This window comes from Micrococcus sp. 63XJN7_6_ISO-PGPR-S23-444 (genome assembly GCF_058072765.1).
Genome location: NZ_CM176516.1, coordinates 1954044 through 1975272, shown reverse-complemented (window position 1 = coordinate 1975272; position 21229 = coordinate 1954044). Strand labels below are relative to the sequence as shown.

The following is a 21229-nucleotide window of genomic DNA, read 5'->3' as shown; positions in this document are numbered from 1 at the left end:
GGTGAGCGCCAGGAGGACGCGGCGAGGATTGTTGAACAATCATCCTTCATGCCTCAAGATTGTGTGACCGGCACCTCAGCCGGGCCCGATCCGAGAGGACTGCACTGTGTCTCACGCGCCGCAGATCGACCTGAACTCCGACGTCGGCGAGTCCTTCGGCTCGTGGACGATGGGGGACGACGCCGCCATCATGCCCTCCGTCTCCTCCGCCAACGTCGCGTGCGGCTTCCACGCGGGCGATCCCTCGGGGATCGCCCAGACCTGCCGTGACGCGGTCGCCGCCGGCGTCACGATCGGCGCGCACGTGGGCTACCGCGACCTCGCCGGCTTCGGCCGCCGCTTCCTGGACTGTACGCCCACCGAGCTGGCCGACGACGTCCTCTACCAGATCGGCGCCCTCGACGCGCTCGCCCGCGCGGCCGGCGGCCGGGTCCGCTACGTGAAGCCGCACGGCGCCCTCTACAACACGATCGTCCGTCACGAGGCGCACGCCCAGGCCGTCGTCGACGGCGTCAGGGCGTTCGGCTCCGACCTCCCGCTGCTGCTCCTGCCCGGCTCCGTCGCCCTGGACAAGGCGGCCGCCGCGGGGCTGCGCGGCGTCGCCGAGGCCTTCGCGGACCGCGGCTACAACCCGGACGGCACGCTCGTCTCCCGCCGCGAGCCCGGCGCGGTCCTCCACGACGAGGACGACGTCGCCGCCCGCATGGTGCGCCTGGCCACCGAGGGCGTCGTCGCGGCGGTGGACGGCACGGACGTGCGCGTCGACGCCGAGAGCATCTGCCTGCACGGCGACACGCCCGGCGCCGTGGCCATGGCCGCGGCCGTGCGCCGCGCGCTCGAGGGCGCGGGCGTGTCCATCAAGGCCTTCGCATGAGCGCCCCATATCACCCCGCCGCCGAGCCGCCGGCCCGCCCGATCCGCTGGGTCGGCACCCAGGGCTTCCTCGTCGAGTGCGCCTCGCTCGAGGACGTCATGGCCGTCCACGCCCACCTCACGGCCCACCCGGAGCGCGGCCAGCGCCAGGTCATGGCCGCCGCCGCGACCGTCCTGGTGACCTTCACCTCGCAGGCCGCCGCCGAGCACGCCGCACCGCGGGTCAGCACTCTCACCCCCGACGCCGGTGAGGTGACGGGGGGTCGGATCGTCGAGATCCCCGTGGTCTACGACGGCGAAGATCTCGCCGAGGTCGGCCGGCTCACCGGGCTCGGCGTCGACGGCGTCATCCGGGCCCACAGCGAGGCCGACTGGTTCGCCGCGTTCGGCGGCTTCGCGCCGGGGTTCATGTACTGCGCCTCCGAAGCGGCCCCGTTCGAGGCGCCCCGCCGCAGCTCGCCCCGCACGGCCGTCCCCGCGGGCGCCGTCGCCGTCGCCGGGGCCTTCTCCGCCGTCTACCCGCGCACCTCGCCCGGCGGCTGGCAGCTGCTCGGGCACACCACCGCGGCCCTGTGGGACCTCGGCCGCGAGCAGCCCGCCCTGCTGCAGCCCGGCGACCGTGTCCGCTACGTCCCCGTGCGCCCGACGGCGTCCGTCACCTCCGGCACGGACGCGGCGGTCGACGCCACCCCGCCCGCCGACGCCGCGGCCGGCCTCCCGTCCGTGGCCGGCCGCCGCGGCGTCACCGTCGTGGACCCGGGGCTCCTGACCCTGGTCCAGGACCTGGGCCGCCCGGGCCTGGGCGACCTCGGCGTCGTCGCGTCCGGCGCGGCCGACCGGGACGCGGCACGCCAGGCGAACCGGCTCGTGGGCAACCGCTCACGCGAGGCGGTGCTGGAGACCGTCCTGGGCGGCCTCACCCTCACCGCGCACGGCCACCAGGTGATGGCCCTGGCCGGCGCCGAGGCCGGCGGGACGATCACCGCGGCCGACGGCGCCACGCGCCGGGTGCTCGCCCGCACGCCGTTCGTCGTGCTGGACGGCCAGACGCTGACGGTGGACGAGCCGGTCGGCGGCCTGCGCGTGTACGTGGGCCTCCGGGGCGGGATCGACGTGCCGCCCGTGCTCGGCAGCCGCTCGACCGACACCCTGTCCGGGCTCGGCCCCGCCCCGCTGACGGCGGGGGACCGCCTCGCCCGCCGCGTCGGCCCGGATGCGAGGGGCGCCGCCGGCGCCTCCGCCGCGCGCCCGACCGCCGCCGGCGCCCCCGCCTCGGCGGAGGCCGGCGTCGCGACGGTGGGGGACCCGGAGACCTCGCTGCGCCCCATGCCCGCGCCCGGCCAGGTGGCCGTGCTGCGCGTGGTCCCCGGCCCCCGCGACGACTGGTTCGGCGAGGCGGGCCTGGAGCGCCTGTTCACGCAGGACTGGGACGTGAGCCAGCAGACCGACCGGATCGGCGTGCGCCTCACGGCCCCCGACGACGGCGCGCCGCTCGAGCGCGTGCGGGAGGGCGAGCTGAAGTCCGAGGGCGCCGTGCGCGGCGCGCTGCAGGTGCCGCCCTCGGGTGAGCCCGTCCTGTTCCTCTCCGACCATCCGGTCACCGGCGGCTACCCGGTGATCGGCGTCGTGGCCCGCGCGGACCTCAGCCTGGCGGCCCAGCTGCCGCCGGGCGCCCGCGTCCGCTTCGTCCCCCATCCCCGCCCCGGCGCCGAGACCGTCGTCGACTCCGCATCGCCCTCCGAGGAGACCCCCGCATGACCACCACCCCCGCCGCCCGCCCCGTCACGCGGGTGCTCATCGCCAACCGCGGCGAGATCGCCGTGCGCGTGGCCCGCGCCGCCCGCGACCACGGCATCGCGTCGATCGCCGTCTACTCGGATCCGGACGCCGACGCCCTGCACGTGGCCGTCGCGGACGAGGCCTTCCACCTGCCGGGCGCGTCCTCGGCGGACACCTACCTGAGGATCGACGCGGTCCTCGACGTCGCCCGCCGCGCCGGCGCCGACGCCGTGCACCCGGGCTACGGCTTCCTCTCCGAGAACGCCGACTTCGCGCAGGCCGTGATCGACGCCGGGATGACCTGGATCGGCCCGTCGCCGGACGCGATCCGCGCCCTCGGGGACAAGATCACCGCCCGCTCCCTCGCCCAGCAGGCGGGCGCCCCGCTCGTGCCGGGCTCGGACGGCCCCGTGCCGGACGCCGCCGCCGCGCGCACGTTCGCCGAGGAGCACGGCCTGCCGATCGCCATCAAGGCGGCCTTCGGCGGCGGCGGCCGCGGCATCCGCGTGGTGCGTGAGCTCGGCGACGTCGAGGACGCGTTCGAGGCGACCGTCCGCGAGGCCGTGGCCGCGTTCGGCCGCGGCGAGTGCTTCGTGGAGCGCTTCCTGGACCGCCCCCGCCACGTGGAGGCCCAGGTCCTCGCCGACGAGCACGGCCACGTGGCCGTGCTCGGCACCCGCGACTGCTCCCTGCAGCGCCGCAACCAGAAGCTCGTGGAGGAGGCCCCGGCGCCGTTCCTCACGGACGAGCAGCGCGAGCGCATCCACACCTCCGCCCGCGAGATCTGCCGCGCCGCCGGGTACACCGGGGCCGGCACGGTCGAGTACCTCGTGGCCCCGGACGGCCTCATCAGCTTCCTGGAGGTCAACACCCGCCTGCAGGTGGAGCACCCCGTGACCGAGGAGGTCTTCGGCGTGGACCTGGTGCGCGAGCAGTTCCGCATCGCCGCCGGCGAGCCGCTGAGCATCCCCGAGGACCCGACCCCGCGCGGCCACGCCCTCGAGTTCCGACTCAACGCCGAGGACCCGGCGTACGGCTTCCTGCCCGTGCCCGGCCCGATCGACGCGTTCGAGGCCCCCACCGGCCCCGGGGTCCGCATGGACTCGGGCGTCCGCACCGGCTCCGTGGTGCCGGGCGAGTACGACTCCCTGCTCGCCAAGCTCATCGTGTGGGGCGAGGACCGCGCCCAGGCCATCGCCCGCGCCCGCGACGCCCTGGCCGAGCTGCGCATCGACGGCGTGCCCACCGTGGTGCCGTTCCACCGCGCCGTGCTCGAGCAGGACGCCTTCACCTCGGGGGACCGCCTCGGCGTCTACACCACGTGGATCGAGTCCGAGTTCGCCGAGCCGCTGGCCGAGTCCCCCTACCTGGGCGCCGAGGTTCCCGCGGGCGGCCGCACCTCCGTCACCGTGGAGCTGGACGGCCGCGCCGTGCGCCTGGGCCTGCCCGCGGATCTCTACGCGGCCCTCCTCGGCGGCGGCGGTGCGGGTGCCGCGGCCCCGGCTGACGCCGCGGGCGCCGGGAAGCCCGACGACGACGGCGCCGTGGCCTCGCCGGTCACCGGCACCCTGGCCTCGTGGAAGGTCGAGGACGGCGCCGAGGTGGCCGAGGGTGACACGGTCGCGATCGTGGAGGCGATGAAGATGGAGACGCCGATCCGTGCCCCGCGTGCGGGCCGGATCCAGCTCCTCGTGGCCGAGACCCCGGCCTCGGTGACGCGCGGCCAGGCGATCGCCCGGCTGGGGGCGTGAGGGTGCCGACGCGCGACGGTGTCACCGGGGACGACCTCGCGCCCGGCGCCGGTGACGGGGAGTCCGCCCCGGCGCCGGCTCCCGTGGCCGCGGCCGCGCAGCTGCGGCAGCGGATCGCGGCGGCCGGGCTCGTGCCGGGGGAGCGGCTGGGGGAGGTGGCGCTGGCCGCCGAGCTCCAGGTCAGTCGCAACAGCCTGCGCGAGGCGTTCACCATGCTGGCCTCGGAGGGCCTCGTGGAGCGACGGCCGCACCGCGGGGTGTTCGTGGCGGCGCCGGGTCCGGAGGACGTGCGCGGGCTGTACCGCACGCGTCGGGTGATCCAGCTCGGCGCCCTCGAGCACGGAGAGCTCACCCCCGGCGCGGCGCGCCACCTGCGCTGTGCCCAGGACCTGCTCTCGGGCGGCCCGGACACCCCCGCGCGGGTCCTGGGCGACGCCAACCATCGCGTCCACGTCGGTATCGTGGACCTGGCAGGCGCCCCCGAGCTCACGCGGCTCATGGCGTCGGTGCAGGCCCGCGTGCGCCTGGCGTTCCACCCCATGGACGAGCAGACGCGCCTGCACGTGCAGTTCGCGGACCGCAACCGGTGGATCGTGGAGCGGCTGCTGGCCGGCGACCTCCCCGCGGTGCACGCCATGTTCGGCGACTACCTGGACGAGGCGGAGCAGTTCGTCCTGGCGCACCTCGCCGCCGTGGGGGACTGACCGCCTGCCCGGGCCCTGACGGTCACGGGACCTGGAACATCCGGTCCGGCAGGTCCGTGATGAGCATGTGCCCGGGCGCGTGCGTGATGGCCAGCGGCGGGCGGGACTCCATGATCGCCGCCTGCGGCGTCACCCCGCACGCCCAGAACACGGGCAGGTGGCCCTGCGGGACCTCGACGGCGTCGCCGAAGTCCGGTGCCGACAGGTCCGTGATCCCGAGGCCGGCCGGGTCGCCCACGTGCACGGGCGCGCCGTGCACCGCGGGGTAGCGGGAGGTGATGCGCACGGCGTCGGCCACACGGTCGGCGGGGATGGGGCGCATCGAGACCACGAGCGGGCCCGAGAGGCGGCCCGCCGAGGCGCAGCGCCGCGTGGTGCGGTACATCGGCACGTTCACACCGGCGTCCTGGTGGGCCATCCGGATGCCCTCGGCCACCAGGGCGGACTCGAAGGTGAACGAGCAGCCGATCACGAACGTCACGAGGTCGTCCCGCCACACGTCGAGCAGATCCGTGGGGCGGTCCGTCTCGACGCCGTCGCGGTACACCACGTACTGCGGCACGTCCGTGCGGACGTCGCCGTCCAGCGCGGGGCCGTTGACCTCGCCGGCCTCGAACACGCCGAGCAGCGGCAGGGCCTGGGGGTTGCGCTGGGCGAAGAGCAGGACGTCGTAGGCGTGGTCCTGCGGGATCGAGACGAGGTTCGCCTGCGCGTAGCCGTCGGCGATCCCCGAGGTCGGCCGCACGAGCCCCGCGCGGAACCGCTCGCGGGCCTGCGCGGGGGTCGTGGCGCCGTCCAGCGGCGGCAGCGGCGTCGTCGTGGTCATCTCAGGCACCGGTGATCATCTCGACCATGGGGATGAACCCGCGCACCGCGATGAACACGGAGACGATCCACGCGAGCGCGCCGATCACGAGCAGCCACCCGGGGTAGCGGTAGCCGTGCAGCAGGTCGCGGCGGCGCCAGGCCACGTACAGGAGGGCGGCGAAGCCGACCGGCAGGATCATGCCGTTGAACGCGCCGGCGAACACGAGCAGCGTCTGCGGGGCCTGGCGCAGCGCCAGGTAGAGGGCGGTGCAGACCACGATGAAGGCGACCGTCAGCAGGTTGCGGGTGCGGGCGCTGGTGGTGGAGCGGGTGACGAAGCTGATCGAGGTGTACGACGCGCCGATCACGGAGGTGACGGCGGCGGCCCACAGGACGATGCCGAACATGCGCAGGCCGATGTCGCCGGCGGCGGCCTGGAAGGCGGAGGCGGCCAGGTTGTCCTTGGACAGCACCGCCCCCGAGGCGACGACGCCGAGGATCGCCAGGAACAGGAGGGCGCGCATCAGGCCGGTCACGAGGATCGAGGCCACGGAGCTGCGGGTGATGTCCTGGACGTCGTCCACGCCCTTCACTCCGGAGTCGATCATGCGGTGGGCACCCGCGTAGGTGATGTAGCCGCCGATGGTGCCGCCCACGAGGGTGACGATCACGAAGAAGTCGACCTCCTCCGGCATCACGGACTGGCGCAGGGCCTCGCCCACGGGCGGGGCGGAGGTGATGGCCACGTACAGCATCAGCAGGATCATGACGGCGCCGAGCGCCACCACGATCCGGTCCAGGGCCACGCCGGCGCGCTTGGAGAGGAAGATCAGCAGCGCGATGAGCGCGGAGACGCCGCCACCGATCAGGGGGTCGACGCCGAGCATGGCGTTCGCGCCGAGGCCGGTGCCGGCGATGTTGCCGATGTTGAAGACCATGCCGCCGAGGAACACGAGCGCGGCGAGGACCCAGCCGAGGCCGGGCAGGACGCGGTTCGCCAGCTCCTGGGCGCGCATGCCGGAGACGCCGATGACGCGCCACACGTTCATCTGGACGGCGATGTCGATGAGGATCGAGACCAGGATGGCGAACGCGAACGCGGCGCCCATCCGGACGGTGAACGTGGCGGTCTGCGTGATGAAGCCGGGGCCGATGGCCGAGGTGGCCATGAGGAACATGGCGCCGAGCAGTGCGGTGCGCCGGGTGGCGCTCGCGGCACGGGAGTCCGTCTTCGGTGCGGTGCCCGAGGGGGTCGCGCCGTCCGGCCCGGCGTGGGGGATGTCTGCGTGGGACACGGTGGTCACCTTCGTCGAGGGCGCCGGGCGAGGTGACGGGCGTCACGAGGCGCTGGGGGAGACGGTAGCTGTTGTTGAACAATCCTGGCAACAGCGAGACCGGGTGTCGTGGCGTCCCCGTCCGAAGGAACGCCTCACCTGTCTGGCGCGCCCCGCCCGGCGCCGCGAGCATGGAGACATGTCGCACACGTCTGAACAGTCCTCGCCCCTGGCAGATCAGCTCCCGCCGGGCGGTCCCGACGAGCCGCACGCCACCGGCGGCGTGCATGCCCGCCTCAACTGGCTCCGCGCGGGCGTGCTCGGTGCCAACGACGGCATCGTGTCCGTCGCGGCCACCGTCGTCGGTGTCGCCGGTGCGACGACGGCGTTCACCCCGATCCTGCTGGCCGGCGCCGCGGCCGTGGTCGGCGGCGCCTTCTCCATGGCGCTGGGCGAGTACGTGTCCGTCTCCTCGTCCTCCGACTCGCAGAAGTCGCTGATCGCCAAGGAGCGCCGTGAGCTCGAGGAGGATCCCGAGGGTGAGCTGGAGGAGCTCGTGCAGCTCTACGAGGCGGACGGCCTGAGCCGGGCCACGGCCGAGGCCGCCGCGCGGGAGCTCACCGAGAAGGATGCGCTCGCCGCGCATCTGCGCATGGAGCTGGGCATGGCGGAGGAGGACGTCGTCAGCCCGTGGGCCGCCGCCGGGGCGTCCTTCCTTGCGTTCCTCGTGGGCGCGCTGCTGCCCTTCCTGACGGTCGTCCTGGCGCCGGTGGGCCTCCGCGTCCCGTTCACGTTCGCCGTCACCCTCGTGGCCCTCGCCGTCACCGGCTGGGTCGGGGCCCGGCTCGGCGACGCGCCCGCGCTGCGGGCGGCCGTGCGCGTCGTCCTCGGCGGCGCCCTGGCGCTCGGCCTGACCTTCGCGGTGGGCTCGCTGCTGGGGGCGTCGGTCGCCTGATCCACGCCGGAGGGGTGGGCCGGCCCAGCGCCCGTGGCCGCGCCGTGGCGCGCGCGGAGCGGCCCCGGGGGCCGAGGACCGTGCGCATACCACAGGCGCCCCCCCGTCGAGTTGAAGCGACGCCCACGGTTCGCGTAAGGTGGGACGGCGCACGCCGCGTTGTTCTCGTCGTTCCATCGGTCAGGTGACCGGGCGGACGGCGGGTCGGAAAAGCAACGCGCTCCCGCAGACCGGATCCCGGGACGTCCTCAGGGCGGACCGGGGCTCACCGTCCACACCAGCGATCCCATAAGGAACTTCGGTTGGCTCTCACCCAGCCTGGTCCCCCTTTTCGAGAAGTCGCAGTAAGAGTGCGGTGTCCACACCCGGGGCGGGGCTCACAACAGGTGTCCGCGGACAGGTCCGCGGCTCGCCGCCATGCGGGTTCCGCCCGTCCTTTTACTACTACTTGCCACGAGGAGTGATCATGGCAGCTCACTGCCAGGTAACCGGGGCTGGGCCGGGATTCGGCCACAGCATCTCCCACTCGCACCGTCGCACCAAGCGCCGGTTCGACCCGAACATCCAGAAGAAGACCTACTGGGTCCCCTCCCTGCGCCGCAACGTCACGCTGACGCTGTCCGCCAAGGGCATCAAGACCATCGACGTGCGCGGGATCGACGCCGTCGTGGCGGACCTGATCGCGAAGGGAGTGAAGCTCTGACATGGCCAAGGACAAGGACGTTCGTCCGATCATCAAGCTGAAGTCCACCGCCGGGACCGGGTTCACCTACGTGACCCGCAAGAACCGCCGGAACAACCCGGACCGCATCACCCTGAAGAAGTACGACCCGGTGGTCCGCAAGCACGTCGACTTCCGAGAGGAGCGCTGAGATGGCCAAGAAGTCCAAGATCGCCAAGAACGAGCAGCGCAAGGCCATCGTCGCCCGCTACGCCGAGAAGCGTCTCGAGCTGCGCAAGACCCTCGTGGACCCGAACGCCTCGGACGAGGCCCGCGAGGCCGCTCGCCTGGGCCTGCAGAAGCTGCCCCGCGACGCCTCCCCGGTGCGCGTGCGCAACCGCGACGCCATCGACGGCCGTCCGCGCGGCACCTTCCAGCGCTTCGGCATCTCCCGCGTGCGCTTCCGCGACATGGCGCACCGTGGCGAGCTGCCCGGCGTGACCAAGTCCTCCTGGTGACCCGCGGCCCGGTCTCCGGGCGTTAGGCACCACCACGACGGCGGCGCCCCTCCTTGAGAGGGGCGCCGCCGTCGTCGTGCATCGGGGGCGAAGGCCGTCAGGGTCACAGGAAATCGCGGATTCTCGCCGTTCGGGGGGCGAATCGCCGGCCCGGAGGTGGTACGTTCACAACTGGCAGCCCGGTCCGAACGGTCCGGGAACCGTAACCGACGTCCCATAGGGAGGACCCATGGCCATGAACCGCAAGGAACTCGTCGCCGCCGTCGCAGAGCGCTCCGGCAACACCCAGGCCGCTGTCAGCGACGTGCTGGACGCCCTTTTCGAGGTGTTCACCGCTCAGGTCAAGAAGGGCGAGAAGGTCTCGATCCCGGGCTGGCTGGCCGTGGAACGCACCGAGCGCAAGGAGCGCACCGGTCGCAACCCGCGCACCGGTGAGGAGATCACCATCCCGGCCGGTCACTCCGTGAAGGTGACCGCCGGCTCCAAGCTCAAGGCCGCCGCCTCCGAGTGATCCCGGTCGCGACGCGGGTCCCCGGACCCGCGTCGGACACCGCAGGACGGGCGCCCCACCCTCGGGTGGGGCGCCCGTCGTCGTGTCCGGCCGCGTAGGATGGGCGGACGATCGTCCGGCCGACGTGGACCGGGGCCGTCAGGAGAGGAGTCGTGGCATGCGCAGCGCCGTCGCCGCCGCTCCGTGGGCCCCGTCCGGCCTCGAGGACGCCCCTCCGCGCGTCGTGCGTGGGCCGGCCCGTCTGGCCCGGGGCTGGGCCGGGGCCCTGGCGATGACCGCCCTGGCCGCGCTGTTCCACACCGCCGCCGAGCCCGGCCACGGGTTCCCCGAGGTCGGCGTGGTCGCCTTCGCGGCCGTCCTCGCCGCCCCGCTCTGCACCGCCCTGGCGGGCCGCGCCCTCTCGCTGTGGCGCACCGCCGCCGCCGTCGCGATCGCCCAGGGGCTGTTCCACGTGCTCTACGGGCTCGCCGCCGGCGGCCACGCCGTGGCGCCTGCCGCCGGCGTCGACCCCGCCCACCTCGGCCACGCCCGTCCCGGCGCCGGGGCCCTCCTGGCACCGGGGGAGGCCCTGTCCGGCGCCCCCGCCGGCCACCTGACCGACCTGCGCATGCTCGCGGCCCACGTGATCGCCGCGGTCCTCACCGTGCTGGTGCTGCGGCGCGGTGAGGCCCTCGTGCTCACCATCGCCGAACGCGTGGTGGCCGTCGTCTGCCCGCCGCCGGCCGCGCACGGCCCCCTGCCGACGCCGGCCCGCCTCCGTGTCCCCGTCCCGCCGGTGCTCCGGCCGGCGACGTCCCTCGCCCTCCTCAGCTCTCCGGGGCGGCGCGGCCCGCCGTTCGCCCTCGCGGCCTGAGGACGCCGGCTCCGTCCGCGTCTCGAGGCCCGACCGCGCCCGACGACCCTTCGGAACGGTCCGCCCGCGACTCCCGTCCGGGACCGCGGCAGACCCGTGAGGACACCACCATGCATCACCAGACCGCCCCTGTCCGCCGCGCCGCTCGCGCCGCCGCCGGACTCACCCTGCTGCCTGCCCTCGTCGTCGCCGGAGCCGCCCCCGCGGCCGCGCACGACGAGCTCATCCGCACCGCCCCCGCGGTCGGCGAGACGGCCACGACGGCGCCGTCGGAGGTCTCCCTGACCTTCAGCGGCGAGCTGATCGACGGCGAGGGCATCCAGAACCTCCTGCAGGTCCGCGACGCCGACGGCAACCAGTGGCAGTCCGCTGCCGGCACCGTGGACGGCCCCACCTTCTCCGCGCCGCTGTGCGAGGGGCTGCCCAACGGCGACTACGAGGTCGCCTACCGCGTCGTCTACTCGGACGGGCACTCCGAGGAGCGCTCGTTCGACTTCGCGGTGGACGACCCGGCCGCACCGGCCGCCGGCACCGCGCCCCAGGGCTGCGGCACCGCCGTCGCCGGGGCCTCGACCGCCGCCTCCCCGGAGGCCACGGCAGGTCAGGGCGACGCCGCCTCGGCCGAGGCGACCGCGCAGGCGGACGCCTCCGACGCCGCGCAGCCCGCGGACACCGACGCGCTGCCCGCCTGGGTGTGGGTCGCCGGCATCGCCGGCCTGGCCGTGCTCGTCGTGGCCTTCCTCCTGATGGGCCGCCGCGCCCGCGCACTCGGCCACCTCGACGACGGCCGCTGACCTCTGATCCCCGGTCGGCCCCCTGAGGGGGCCGGCCCCGCCCTCGCGCGCCCGAACGCCCCGCGCGTCGTCGCGCGCCCGCCTGACAAGGAACCCCACAGACGTGACCACCACCTCCCCCCGCGCCCCTCGCCGCCTCGGCGCCGCCGCCGTGCTCGCCGTCGCCGCCCTCGGCCTGACGGCCTGCGCCGGAGACGACGCCGGCTCCGCCCCGAGCGCGTCGGACGCCTCGAGCGTCGCGCCGGCCACGGACGCCGCCCCGGCCTCGGATGCCTCGCCGGCCGCGTCCACCGCGGACGGCCAGGCCGCCGGCCTCACGATCACCGACCCCTGGACGAAGGCCACCGAGGAGGGCATGACCGGCTCCTTCGGCATGCTCGAGAACTCCTCGGACCAGGACCTGCACATCGTCGGCGTCCGCTCGGAGCTGGGCGAGACGGTCGAGCTCCACGAGATGGTCTCCGGCGAGGACGGCCAGATGGTGATGCAGGAGAGCCCCGACGGCTTCACCGTGCCCGCGGGCGGGAGCCTCGAGCTCGCCCCGGGCGGCAACCACGTGATGTTCATGGGCCTGACCGACCCGATCGAGCCGGGTGAGGACGTGACCTACGACCTCGAGCTGGAGGACGGCTCCACCCTCGAGGTCACCTCCGTGGTCCGGCCCTTCACCGGCGCCAACGAGTCGTACCACGGCGGCGAGTCCCACGAATCGGAGGACCATGCCGACCACTGACCCCGCCGTCCGGCCGGACGACCACCACGGGTCGGGCGGGCGCGAGGGCGCCCGCCCGGCCCCGGGGGGCCCCTCCCGCCGCGGCCTGCTCCTCGGGGCGGGCGCGGTGGGCGGCGGCCTGCTGGGCACGGCGCTCGGCTACGGCGCCGGCCACGCGTCGGCCTCGACCGCCCCGGGCGCGTCCGCCGCGCCCGGGGCGGGGGCCTCACCCTCCGAGGTCATGGGCGACACCGGCATCGAGGGCGACGTCGGCCGGGCCGGCTGGGCCGAGCCCGGCGGCCAGGCCGCCCGGGTGGCCGTCAGCTCGCCCGTGGGCACGGACACCGTGCCGTTCCACGGGCCGCGCCAGGCCGGCGTCGACACCCCCGCCCAGGCCCACGCCGTCTTCCTCGCCCTCGACCTGCGCGAGGACGCGGACCGGGTGCGCATCGAGCGGATGCTGCGCCTGCTCACCGACGACGCGGCGCGTCTGACCCAGGGCCGCGCCACGATCGCCGACACCGAGCCGGAGCTCGCCGCCGCCCCCGCGCGGCTCACCGTGACGTTCGGCTTCGGCCCGGAGCTCGTCCGCCGCGTGGCCCCGGACCGGGCCCCGGCCTGGCTGCGCCCGCTGCCGGCGTTCGAGCAGATCGACCGCCTGGACCCCGCGTTCAGCGACGGCGACCTGCTGCTGCAGATCTGCGGCGACGACCGGATGTCCGTGGCCCACACCCGGCGCATGCTCCTCAAGGCGGCCCGGCCGTTCGCCACCGAGCGCTGGGTGCAGGAGGGCTTCCGCTCCGCCCGCGGCGCCCACCCCACCGGCACCACGATGCGCAACCTCTTCGGGCAGGTGGACGGCACCGGCAACCCGGCGGCGGACACCCCGCACCTCGACCGCGTGGTGTGGGGCGTGGGCGCCGAGCAGGTGGGCGTCACCCCGTGGATCCCGGACGGCACGTCCGTGGTGATCCGGCGCATCGAGATGCTCATGGACACGTGGGACGAGCTCGACCGCCCGGCCAAGGAGAAGGTCATCGGCCGTCGCCTCGGCACCGGCGCCCCCCTCACGGGGGAGCAGGAGCACGACGAGCCGGACTTCGACGCCGTCGGCCCCACGGGCTTCCCGGTCATCTCGGACATCGCGCACCTGCGGCGGGCCCGTGGGGAGGAGCCCGAGTACGGGATGCTGCGTCGCGGCTACAACTACGACGACCCGCGCGGGGCGCTGGAGGCGGGCTCCGGCCTGATCTTCGCCGCCTACCAGGCGGACGTGGACCGACAGTTCGTCCCCGTCCAGGCCCGGCTCGCGGAGTCGGACCACCTGAACCTGTGGACCGTGCCCGTCGGCTCGGCGGTCTTCGCGATCCCGCCCGGCTGCGCCGAGGGCGGGTTCGTGGGCGACGCCCTGTTCGCCTGACCCAGGGGCCCGACGACGGCGGGGCCGCTCCCGTCGTCGCCGGGCGTCCGCATGCTTTGAGAGGATGGACCCCATGTCCGCCGCCACCGCCCCCGCCCGGGGCAGCCACCCCGCCGAGAACGACGACGCCGCCCGCCCCGGTCCGTCGGGGCCGGTCGGTGTGCCCCGGTGGATCTGGATGCTCGTGGCCGCCGCGGGAGCCGCCGGCCTCGCCGCCGCCGGCTGGCTGACCGGGGTCACCGCCGCGCGCCAGCTCTCCGACCCGGGGTGGATCACCCGCTGGGGCGTGCCCGTGGGGGAGCTCGTCTCCAACCTGGCGATGTCCCTGACCATCGCCGCGCTGATCTTCGCGGCCGGGGTCCTGCCGCCGCACGCAGCGGGCACGGAACGGTGGCACCGCTCCGCCCGGCAGCGGCGCGAGGACGCGGACGCCGCACCGCTGCCCGAGCACCCCGCGTTCACCCGCGTGATGCGGATCGCCGCCGTCAGCGCCGGCGTGTGGACGGTGGCCGCGCTGGCCGTCGGCGTGCTGTCCTACTCGGATCTCGCCGGCATCCCCGTCACGGCGGGGCAGGGCTTCACGGACGGCCTGGCGGCCTACGTGGTCGGCATCTCGGTGGGCCAGGCGTGGTTCTGGGTCACCGTGATCGCCGCCGTCGTGACCACGTTGGCGATCGCCGTCCGCTCCCACAACGGCCTGTTCTGGACCGGCATCCTGGCGATGCTCGCCCTCGTGCCCCTGGCCCTGATCGGGCACGCGGCGGGCGGTGACGACCACACCGGCGCCGTGAACTCGATCGGCCTGCACCTGCTCGGCGTCGTCGTGTGGGTGGGCGGACTGCTCGTGCTCGTCGCGATCTCGGACACCCTCGTGGGGCCCAACGGGGCGCAGGGGCGGGGCCGCAGCCTGCGCCGGCAGGGCCCGGCGCCCCTGCTGCACACGGTCCTGACCCGCTACTCCGTGCTCGCCGGGCTGGGCCTGGTCACGGTGGCGCTGTCCGGCGTGGTCAACGCGTCGATCCGCATGGACGATCCGGCCCAGCTGCTGAGCCCCTACGGCATCCTCGTCTCGGCCAAGTTCCTGGCGGTCCTGGGCCTCGGCCTGATCGGCCTGCTGCACCGCCGGTGGGTCATCCCCCGCCTCGACGCCGGCCCGGACCGTCCCAGCCCCGCCCCCGCGCGTCGCCTGCTGTGGCAGCTCATCGCCGTGGAGGCCGTGATCATGGGCGCCGTCATGGGCGTCTCCTCCGTGCTCTCCCGGACGGCCCCGCCCGTGCCGGAGGAGATCGCGCCGGACGCCTCCCCGGCCCGCATCCTCACCGGCTACGAGCTGCCGCCGGCCCTCGAGGGCGCCCGGTGGATCACGATGTGGCGGTTCGACTGGCTGTGGGTCGCGATCATCGCGTTCCTGACCCTCTGGTACCTGCGCTCCGTGTGGCAGCTGCGCCGCCGCGGCGACCGCTGGCCCGTGCTGCGCACCGTCGCGTGGCTCGCGGGCCTGGCCGTGCTGCTGTGGGCGACCTCCGGGTCCCCGGCCGTGTACGGCCGCGTCCTGTTCAGCGCGCACATGGTGGGCCACATGACGCTGACGATGCTCAGCCCCGTCTTCCTCGTCCTGGGCGCGCCGATCACCCTGGCGCTGCGGGCCCTGCCGTCCCGCACGGACGGGACGCGCGGCCCGCGCGAGTGGATCCTGTGGATCGTGCACTCCCCGTGGGGGCGGTTCATCACGAACCCGATCGTGGCGGGGGTCAACTTCGCCGGCTCGATCCTGGTGTTCTACTACACGGACTTCTTCCGGTTCTCGCTGGAGACCCACGTGGGCCACGAGTTCATGAACGTCCACTTCCTGCTGACCGGGTTCCTGTTCGCCCTGGTCATGATCGGCTCGGATCCGCTGCCGCGCCGGCCCCCGTACGCCCTGCGGCTCGTGCTCCTGATGGCCACGATGGTCTTCCACGCCTTCATCGGCGTCGCCATGACCACCTCCACCGGTCTGCTGCAGGCGTCCTGGTTCGGCAACATGGGCCGCGACTGGGGCCCCACCGCCCTCGAGGATCAGCGCATCGGCGGCGCGGTGATGTGGGGCATCGGCGAGTTCCCCACCGTGATGATGGCGGTGATGGTGGCCGTGCTCTGGTATCGCAGCGACCGCAAGAACGCGGTCCGGCTGGACCGGCAGGCCGACCGCGACGGCGACGCGGAGCTGCGCCGCTGGAACGAGATGTATGCCCGCATGCACGGCACCCCGGCCACCGACGCCCCGAGCGGCGCCGAGCCCGCGGCCCGTGACTCCTCCACCGGCCCCGAGGAGGCCCGTGATGTCCGCTGACCGTGTCCGTCCCCTCCGCCGCCCGGCCGCGCCCCGGCGTGGTCGGCTGCGCCTCGTGGCCGCCGTCGCCGCCGGCCTGCTGGCCCTGACGGGCTGCGGGGCCGGGGACAACGATCCGGCCGCCGCGTCCGTGCCCGCGGACGGGGTCCACGACGACGCCGGCACCGCGGTGCACACGGAGTCGGCGGCCCCGGAGGGGCTCGGCCTGGGCGACCGTCAGGACGAGCGCATGGCGGAGGCCGCGGCCGAGCGTGCGGCCACGTTCGGCTTCGTCCGGCAGCGGGCCGCCACGGCGGAGGAGATCGACGCGGCCCGCGAGGACTCCCGGGACCGGCGTGCGGACGCGGACCGGACCACCGTGCAGCCGGCGCAGTGCAAGGCGCCGCTGACCGCCCTGGACTTCTCTCCGATCGCCCTCGACGGGGCCGAGGCCACGCGCGTGGACGTCGGCGCCGACACCTTCACGGGCACGGGCACCGTGGAGGTCGCCCGGCTCACGGGCCAGGGCCGCCAGGACGTCGAGCGGCACATCCAGACCGTCAACGCCCTGCGCGCCGACTGCCGCGAGATGACCATGACCGTGCAGGAGGGGGACGCGACCGTCGACTACCGCCTCGAGGTCTCCGACGCGCCGCTGTCCGACGGCACGCCGGCGCAGTCCGCCCTCGTGTGGGAGCGGACCGTGGCCTCGGAGTCCGAGCCCCAGCTCACGGCCCAGGTGCTCACCGCCGTCACCTCCGACGCCGTGGTGATGGTCTCCTTCGTGGGCCGGCCCGAGGCCGGGCGCAAGGAGTTCACCCTCATCGCGGAGGAGATGCTGGCCGCCGCCCTGGCCGCCGACTGAGCCGGACCCGCCCGGCGGCGTCGTCTTTCCCCCTGTGACGCCGCGGCGTCCGCTCACGGCTGACGCGTCCGGGACGTGCGCCATGATGGTGGGCATGACCGCACCGCAGACCCCGAACCCCGCCCCGTCCGCTGACGCCCCCGCCGCCGTGCCGCGCGCGGCCACCCGGGTGCGCGCGTCCGAGCTGGTGGGCCGCGGCTGGCTGAACACCGGCGGTGAGCAGGTGACCCTCGAGGACCTGCGCGGCAAGGTCGTCCTCCTCGACTTCTGGACGTTCTGCTGCATCAACTGCCTGCACGTCCTGGACGAACTGCGCCCGCTCGAGGAGGAGTTCGCGGACGTGCTCGTCACGGTGGGCGTGCACTCGCCCAAGTTCGAGCACGAGGCGGACCCGGACGCGCTCGCGGCCGCCGTCGAGCGCTACGCCATCGAGCACCCCGTGCTGGACGACCCCGAGCTGACCACGTGGCAGGCGTACTCGGCGCGCGCGTGGCCCACCCTCGTGGTGGTGGACCCGGAGGGCTACATCGCCGCGCACCTGTCCGGAGAGGGGCACGTGGCCGGGCTCTACGGGCTCGTGCGCGAGCTCGTGGCCGAGCACGAGGCCAAGGGCACGCTGCACCGCGGCTCGGGCCCCTACGTCCCGCCCGCCCCCGTGGCCCGGGACCTGTCGTTCCCCGGCAAGGCCGTGTCGCTCGGCGGCCGCGGCTCCCGCCCGGGCACGTTCCTCGTCTCGGACACCGGCCACCACCGCCTCCTGGAGGTCGCCGAGGACCTGACCACGGTGCTCCGCGCGTTCGGCGGCGGGGACCCCGCCACGGCGGACGCGGGCCAGGCCGAGCTCGCATTCCCCACGCCCGGGGAGAAGGGCCACGCGGACGGCGGGCCGGACCAGGCGCTGTTCAACGAGCCGCAGGGCCTGGCGCTGCTGCCCGAGGACGTCGCCCAGCGCGTCGGCTACGACGTCGTCGTGGCGGACTCCGTCAACCACCGGCTGCGGGGCCTGCGCCTGTCGGACGGGCACGTCAGCACCCTCGCCGGCAACGGCGTGCAGAAGCTCATCGACTCCGAGCGCGCCAAGGAGGCCGCCGCCGTCGACGACGAGGGGGACGTCGCCGTCGACCTCGCGGACCTGCCCGGGGAGCCGACCGCGATCTCGCTGTCCTCCCCGTGGGACGTCGTGTGGCACCCCGCCCTGGGGCGTGTGGTGATCGCGATGGCCGGCACGCACCAGCTCTTCGACTTCGACCCCGTCACAGACGCGCTCGCGGTGCACGCGGGCACGGCGCTCGAGGGCCTGCTGGACGGCGACGCCGGACGGGCCTGGTTTGCGCAGCCCTCGGGGCTGTCCGTGGGCGCGGACGGCACGCTGTGGGTCGCGGACTCGGAGACCTCCGCGGTGCGCTGGGTGCGGACCGGGGAGGACGGGCGCCGCGAGGTCGGGACCGCCGTCGGGGCGGGCCTGTTCGACTTCGGCCACGTGGACGGGGAGGCGGACCGCGCGCGCCTGCAGCACGCGCTGGGCGTCACGGCCCTGCCGGACGGCTCCGTGCTGATCGCCGACACGTACAACGGCGCGATCCGCCGGTACGCGCCGGCCGGCGAGGACGCCGCGGGCCGGGCGGTCCCGGCCACGGTGACCACGGTGGCGCGCGGGCTGCTCGAGCCCTCGGACGTGCTCGTGGAGCACGACGCGGACGGGAACGACACCGCGATCGTGGTGGTCGAGTCCAACGCCCACCGGCTCACGCGGCTGGCGGTGCCGGAGGAGTTCCTCACCGTGGACGAGGGCGCGCGGCAGACGCAGCGTCCCCGCACCCCGGTGGTGGCCGGCGACCTGGACCTGACGATCGGCTTCGCCGCGCCCACGGGGCAGAAGCTGGACGACCGCTGGGGCGATCCCACGCAGCTGAAGGTCTCCTCGTCCCCGGAGGAGCTGCTGCTCGAGGGCGCCGGCACGTCCACGGGGCTGCACCGGACGCTGCGGCTGAACCCCGAGGTCGAGGAGGGCGTCCTGCACATCACCGCCCGGGCCGCCGCGTGTGACGGGGAGAAGGGGCAGCCCATCCCGGACCACGCCGCCTGCCACCTGTACCAGCAGGACTGGGGCATCCCGGTCACGGTGCACACCCCGGACCGGGCCCCGGAGGGCGCCGAGACCCGCCTGGACCTGGACCTGCGCGGGATACACTGAGCGCGTCGTCCGCCCCCGACCCCGAAGGCTGCGCCCCACCATGACCACGCTCATCGTCACCTCGTCCGCCCACGGATCCACGCGAGAGATCGCCGAGCGGGTCGCGGAGGTGCTGCGCACGTCGCAGGCCGTCCCGACCGTGGTGGAGGACGTCAAGGGCGCCGCTGCGTGGCTGGCCACGGCGGACGCGGTGATCGTCGCGGCCCCGGTCTACACGGGCTCGCTCGCCGCCGACGCCCGGGCGTTCCTCGACACCCGTCGGGCCGAGCTGGCGGACCTGCCGCTCGTGATCCTGGCCTCCGGCGGCGCGCCCGAGCTGGCCCGGCCGGTGCGGGAGAAGCTCGAGTCCTACGGCCCGCGCGAGGTGGCGTACTTCCGCGGGGCGCTCGTCGAGGAGCGCCTGGGCCGGCTGGAGAAGCTCAAGCTCAAGCTCTCCCGCAACGAGCACTACGGCGACTTCCGCGACTGGGACGCCATCGAGGCCTGGGCCAAGACCCTCTCCGGCGCCGGCGTGCGCTGACCTCACCCGCCGCGCTCGTCGACGAGACGGCGGAGGCGCCTCCGCAGACGCTGTCGTTGAGGAAACGGCGCCGGAGGCTCTCGTGTCCGCAGCGGAGGCGAGCGGTTAGCCTGGCCGCATGTCCCCATCCGCCCGTCGCCCCGCCGCGTCCTCCCGCCCCGCCCGGCCCCGCCCGACGACGGCGCCCCTCGCCCTGCCCGACCGGCCCGGCTGGGTGCGGCTCGCCGCCGGTGCGGTGGTCCCGGGCGTCGTCGCGGCCGTCGCGGCGCTCGCGGCCCTGCAGGTGTTCGTCCTCAACCCGTTGGCCGCCGCGCCCGGCGACCGCGGCCTCGGGAGGATCTACGCGGACCTGAGCGCGGCGGGCCAGCTCGGCGTCCCCTTCGTCCTGTCGGCCGTGATCCTGGCGGCCGGGCTCGGTGTGGCCGCGATCCTGTGGTTCCTCACGTGGCGTCGCGAGGAGGTCGACCCGCTGGCGGTCCTCGCCCTGGGCCTCGCCTCGCTCGTCGCCGCGTCTCCGGCCTACTTCATGGCCTCGTTCGGGCCGGGCATGGCGCTCGCGGACACCTACGGCATCGGCGGGGGAGACCACAGCCCGTGGGCCTGGCCGATCTACGTGGTCAGCGTGCTGGCGTTGGCGGGGCTGGTCGCCGTCGTCGTGCTCCTGCTGCGCGGTCCGGCCGGCGGACTCGGCGCCCCGCGGCGCCGGGCCTAGGCTGGCGGGACCGACCTGACCACGACCCCTCCAGGAGGACGCACATGACCATCCGCGCCGGCATCGTCGGATACGGGAACCTCGGCCGCAGTGTGGAGAAGCTCGTGAAGCTCCAGCCGGACATGGAGCTGGTGGGCATCTTCTCGCGCCGCACCGGCCTGGACACGGACACGCCCGTGCTCCCGGCGGAGCGGGCCGCCGAGCACGCCGGGGAGATCGACGTGCTGTTCCTCTGCCTCGGCAGCGCCACGGACATCCCCGAGCAGGCGGCCGGCTACGCGCGGCACTTCACCACCGTGGACACCTACGACAACCACCAGCTCATCCCGCGGCACCGCGCCGAGATGGACGCCGCGGCCCGGGAGGGCGGGCACGTGGCGATGATCTCCACCGGCTGGGACCCGGGCCTGTTCTCGGTGAATCGGGTGCTGGGCGCGGCGCTGTTCCCGCAGCCGCAGCAGAACACGTTCTGGGGCAAGGGCCTCTCGCAGGGCCATTCCGACGCCGTCCGGCGGGTCCCCGGCGTCCGGCGCGGCGTGCAGTACACGATCCCCAGCGAGGAGGCGATCGCCGAGGCCCGCGCCGGTCGGGGCGCCGAGATCACCGGCGCCTCCGCGCACGTGCGTGAGTGCTACGTGGTGGCCGACGAGGCCGACCACGCGGCCATCACCGAGGCCATCACCACGATGCCGGACTACTTCGCCCCGTACGAGACCACCGTGCACTTCATCTCCGAGGAGGAGTTCGAGCGCGACCACCAGGGCATGCCGCACGGCGGCCACGTCGTCACCTCGGGCGACCTCGGCGGCTCGCGCAGCGCGGTCGAGTTCGTGCTGGAGCTGGAGTCCAACCCCGACTTCACCGCCGCCGCGCAGGTCGCCTACGGCCGTGCCGCCGCGCGCCTGAAGGCCCAGGGGGAGACGGGGGCGCGCACCGTGCTCGAGGTCGCTCCGTACCTGCTCTCGCCCACGGGGCTGGACGAGCTGATCCGCCGGGACGTCTGAGCCGCGGCGAG

At 74.9% G+C, this 21229-nt stretch carries 21 protein-coding genes; 19 read left to right on the top strand and 2 right to left on the bottom strand.

Annotation, left to right across the window (positions count from 1 at the left end):
- The first annotated feature begins 106 nt into the window (after positions 1-106).
- Genes AC3RJ9_RS09070 through AC3RJ9_RS09055 form a run of 4 tightly spaced genes read left to right on the top strand, consistent with a single transcriptional unit; the run spans position 107 to position 5107 of the window.
- Entirely contained in the window at positions 107-874 is a 768-nt protein-coding gene (locus AC3RJ9_RS09070; RefSeq protein WP_060973977.1) for a LamB/YcsF family protein, read from the top strand.
- Entirely contained in the window at positions 871-2631 is a 1761-nt protein-coding gene (locus AC3RJ9_RS09065) for a 5-oxoprolinase subunit B/C family protein (RefSeq protein WP_144869272.1), read from the top strand. Before AC3RJ9_RS09070 ends, AC3RJ9_RS09065 begins: the two co-directional genes overlap by 4 nt.
- The gene (locus AC3RJ9_RS09060; protein ID WP_144869269.1) at positions 2628-4403 is read left to right on the top strand and encodes an acetyl/propionyl/methylcrotonyl-CoA carboxylase subunit alpha; all 1776 of its coding nucleotides are present in this window, start codon (positions 2628-2630) and stop codon (positions 4401-4403) included. The genes AC3RJ9_RS09065 and AC3RJ9_RS09060 overlap by 4 nt, the downstream gene beginning before the upstream one ends.
- Positions 4400-5107, top strand: coding sequence for a GntR family transcriptional regulator (locus AC3RJ9_RS09055; RefSeq protein ID WP_123244345.1), 708 nt, complete (start codon positions 4400-4402; stop codon positions 5105-5107). The genes AC3RJ9_RS09060 and AC3RJ9_RS09055 overlap by 4 nt, the downstream gene beginning before the upstream one ends.
- 22 nt (positions 5108-5129) lie before the next feature.
- Here AC3RJ9_RS09055 and AC3RJ9_RS09050 read toward each other — a convergent pair whose 3' ends face one another.
- On the bottom strand, positions 5130-5942 hold the full coding sequence (locus tag AC3RJ9_RS09050; RefSeq protein ID WP_070709385.1) for a putative hydro-lyase: 813 nt from the start codon (positions 5940-5942) through the stop codon (positions 5130-5132).
- A complete protein-coding gene (locus tag AC3RJ9_RS09045; protein ID WP_070709387.1) occupies positions 5935-7218 on the bottom strand; it encodes an NRAMP family divalent metal transporter in 1284 nt (427 codons plus the stop codon). Before AC3RJ9_RS09045 ends, AC3RJ9_RS09050 begins: the two co-directional genes overlap by 8 nt.
- 169 nt (positions 7219-7387) lie before the next feature.
- Between AC3RJ9_RS09045 and AC3RJ9_RS09040 the strand changes: the two genes are divergently transcribed.
- The 15 genes from AC3RJ9_RS09040 (at position 7388) to AC3RJ9_RS08970 (ending at position 21218) form a co-directional block, all read left to right on the top strand.
- Entirely contained in the window at positions 7388-8143 is a 756-nt protein-coding gene (locus AC3RJ9_RS09040) for a VIT1/CCC1 transporter family protein (protein WP_095353969.1), read from the top strand.
- A gap of 466 nt (positions 8144-8609) precedes the next feature.
- Positions 8610-8846 carry a 50S ribosomal protein L28 gene (rpmB, locus tag AC3RJ9_RS09035; protein WP_002858335.1) on the top strand — a complete coding sequence of 79 codons (237 nt, stop codon included), beginning with the start codon at positions 8610-8612 and terminating at the stop codon, positions 8844-8846.
- Position 8847: 1 nt separating this feature from the next.
- On the top strand, positions 8848-9015 hold the full coding sequence (gene rpmG, locus AC3RJ9_RS09030; RefSeq protein ID WP_002858336.1) for a 50S ribosomal protein L33: 168 nt from the start codon (positions 8848-8850) through the stop codon (positions 9013-9015).
- Position 9016: 1 nt separating this feature from the next.
- Entirely contained in the window at positions 9017-9322 is a 306-nt protein-coding gene (gene rpsN, locus AC3RJ9_RS09025) for a 30S ribosomal protein S14 (RefSeq protein ID WP_002858338.1), read from the top strand.
- A 229-nt stretch (positions 9323-9551) separates the two neighbouring features.
- Positions 9552-9833 carry an HU family DNA-binding protein gene (locus AC3RJ9_RS09020; protein ID WP_002858339.1) on the top strand — a complete coding sequence of 94 codons (282 nt, stop codon included), beginning with the start codon at positions 9552-9554 and terminating at the stop codon, positions 9831-9833.
- Positions 9834-9990: 157 nt separating this feature from the next.
- On the top strand, positions 9991-10686 hold the full coding sequence (locus tag AC3RJ9_RS09015; RefSeq protein WP_123244346.1) for a hypothetical protein: 696 nt from the start codon (positions 9991-9993) through the stop codon (positions 10684-10686).
- 110 nt (positions 10687-10796) lie between these two features.
- Positions 10797-11480, top strand: a complete 684-nt coding sequence (locus AC3RJ9_RS09010; protein ID WP_123244347.1) for a copper resistance CopC family protein — start codon at positions 10797-10799, stop codon at positions 11478-11480.
- A 103-nt stretch (positions 11481-11583) separates the two neighbouring features.
- Positions 11584-12213: a copper chaperone PCu(A)C gene (locus tag AC3RJ9_RS09005; protein WP_036316813.1), complete on the top strand. Its 630-nt coding sequence runs from the start codon at positions 11584-11586 to the stop codon at positions 12211-12213.
- Entirely contained in the window at positions 12200-13612 is a 1413-nt protein-coding gene (locus AC3RJ9_RS09000) for a Dyp-type peroxidase (protein ID WP_061873115.1), read from the top strand. The genes AC3RJ9_RS09005 and AC3RJ9_RS09000 overlap by 14 nt, the downstream gene beginning before the upstream one ends.
- A 73-nt stretch (positions 13613-13685) precedes the next feature.
- Positions 13686-15944 (top strand): bifunctional copper resistance protein CopD/cytochrome c oxidase assembly protein, encoded by a 2259-nt coding sequence (locus AC3RJ9_RS08995; protein ID WP_060973470.1) that lies wholly within the window; start codon positions 13686-13688, stop codon positions 15942-15944.
- Positions 15934-16788, top strand: coding sequence for a hypothetical protein (locus AC3RJ9_RS08990; RefSeq protein ID WP_228070732.1), 855 nt, complete (start codon positions 15934-15936; stop codon positions 16786-16788). Before AC3RJ9_RS08995 ends, AC3RJ9_RS08990 begins: the two co-directional genes overlap by 11 nt.
- Before the next feature lie 94 nt (positions 16789-16882).
- On the top strand, positions 16883-18982 hold the full coding sequence (locus AC3RJ9_RS08985; RefSeq protein ID WP_123244348.1) for an NHL domain-containing thioredoxin family protein: 2100 nt from the start codon (positions 16883-16885) through the stop codon (positions 18980-18982).
- Positions 18983-19022: 40 nt separating this feature from the next.
- The gene (locus AC3RJ9_RS08980; RefSeq protein WP_036384268.1) at positions 19023-19502 is read left to right on the top strand and encodes a flavodoxin domain-containing protein; all 480 of its coding nucleotides are present in this window, start codon (positions 19023-19025) and stop codon (positions 19500-19502) included.
- A 118-nt stretch (positions 19503-19620) separates the two neighbouring features.
- A complete protein-coding gene (locus AC3RJ9_RS08975) occupies positions 19621-20214 on the top strand; it encodes a hypothetical protein (protein WP_060774884.1) in 594 nt (197 codons plus the stop codon).
- Between the two features lie 44 nt (positions 20215-20258).
- Positions 20259-21218 carry a diaminopimelate dehydrogenase gene (locus AC3RJ9_RS08970; RefSeq protein ID WP_036385002.1) on the top strand — a complete coding sequence of 320 codons (960 nt, stop codon included), beginning with the start codon at positions 20259-20261 and terminating at the stop codon, positions 21216-21218.
- Positions 21219-21229: the final 11 nt, after the last annotated feature.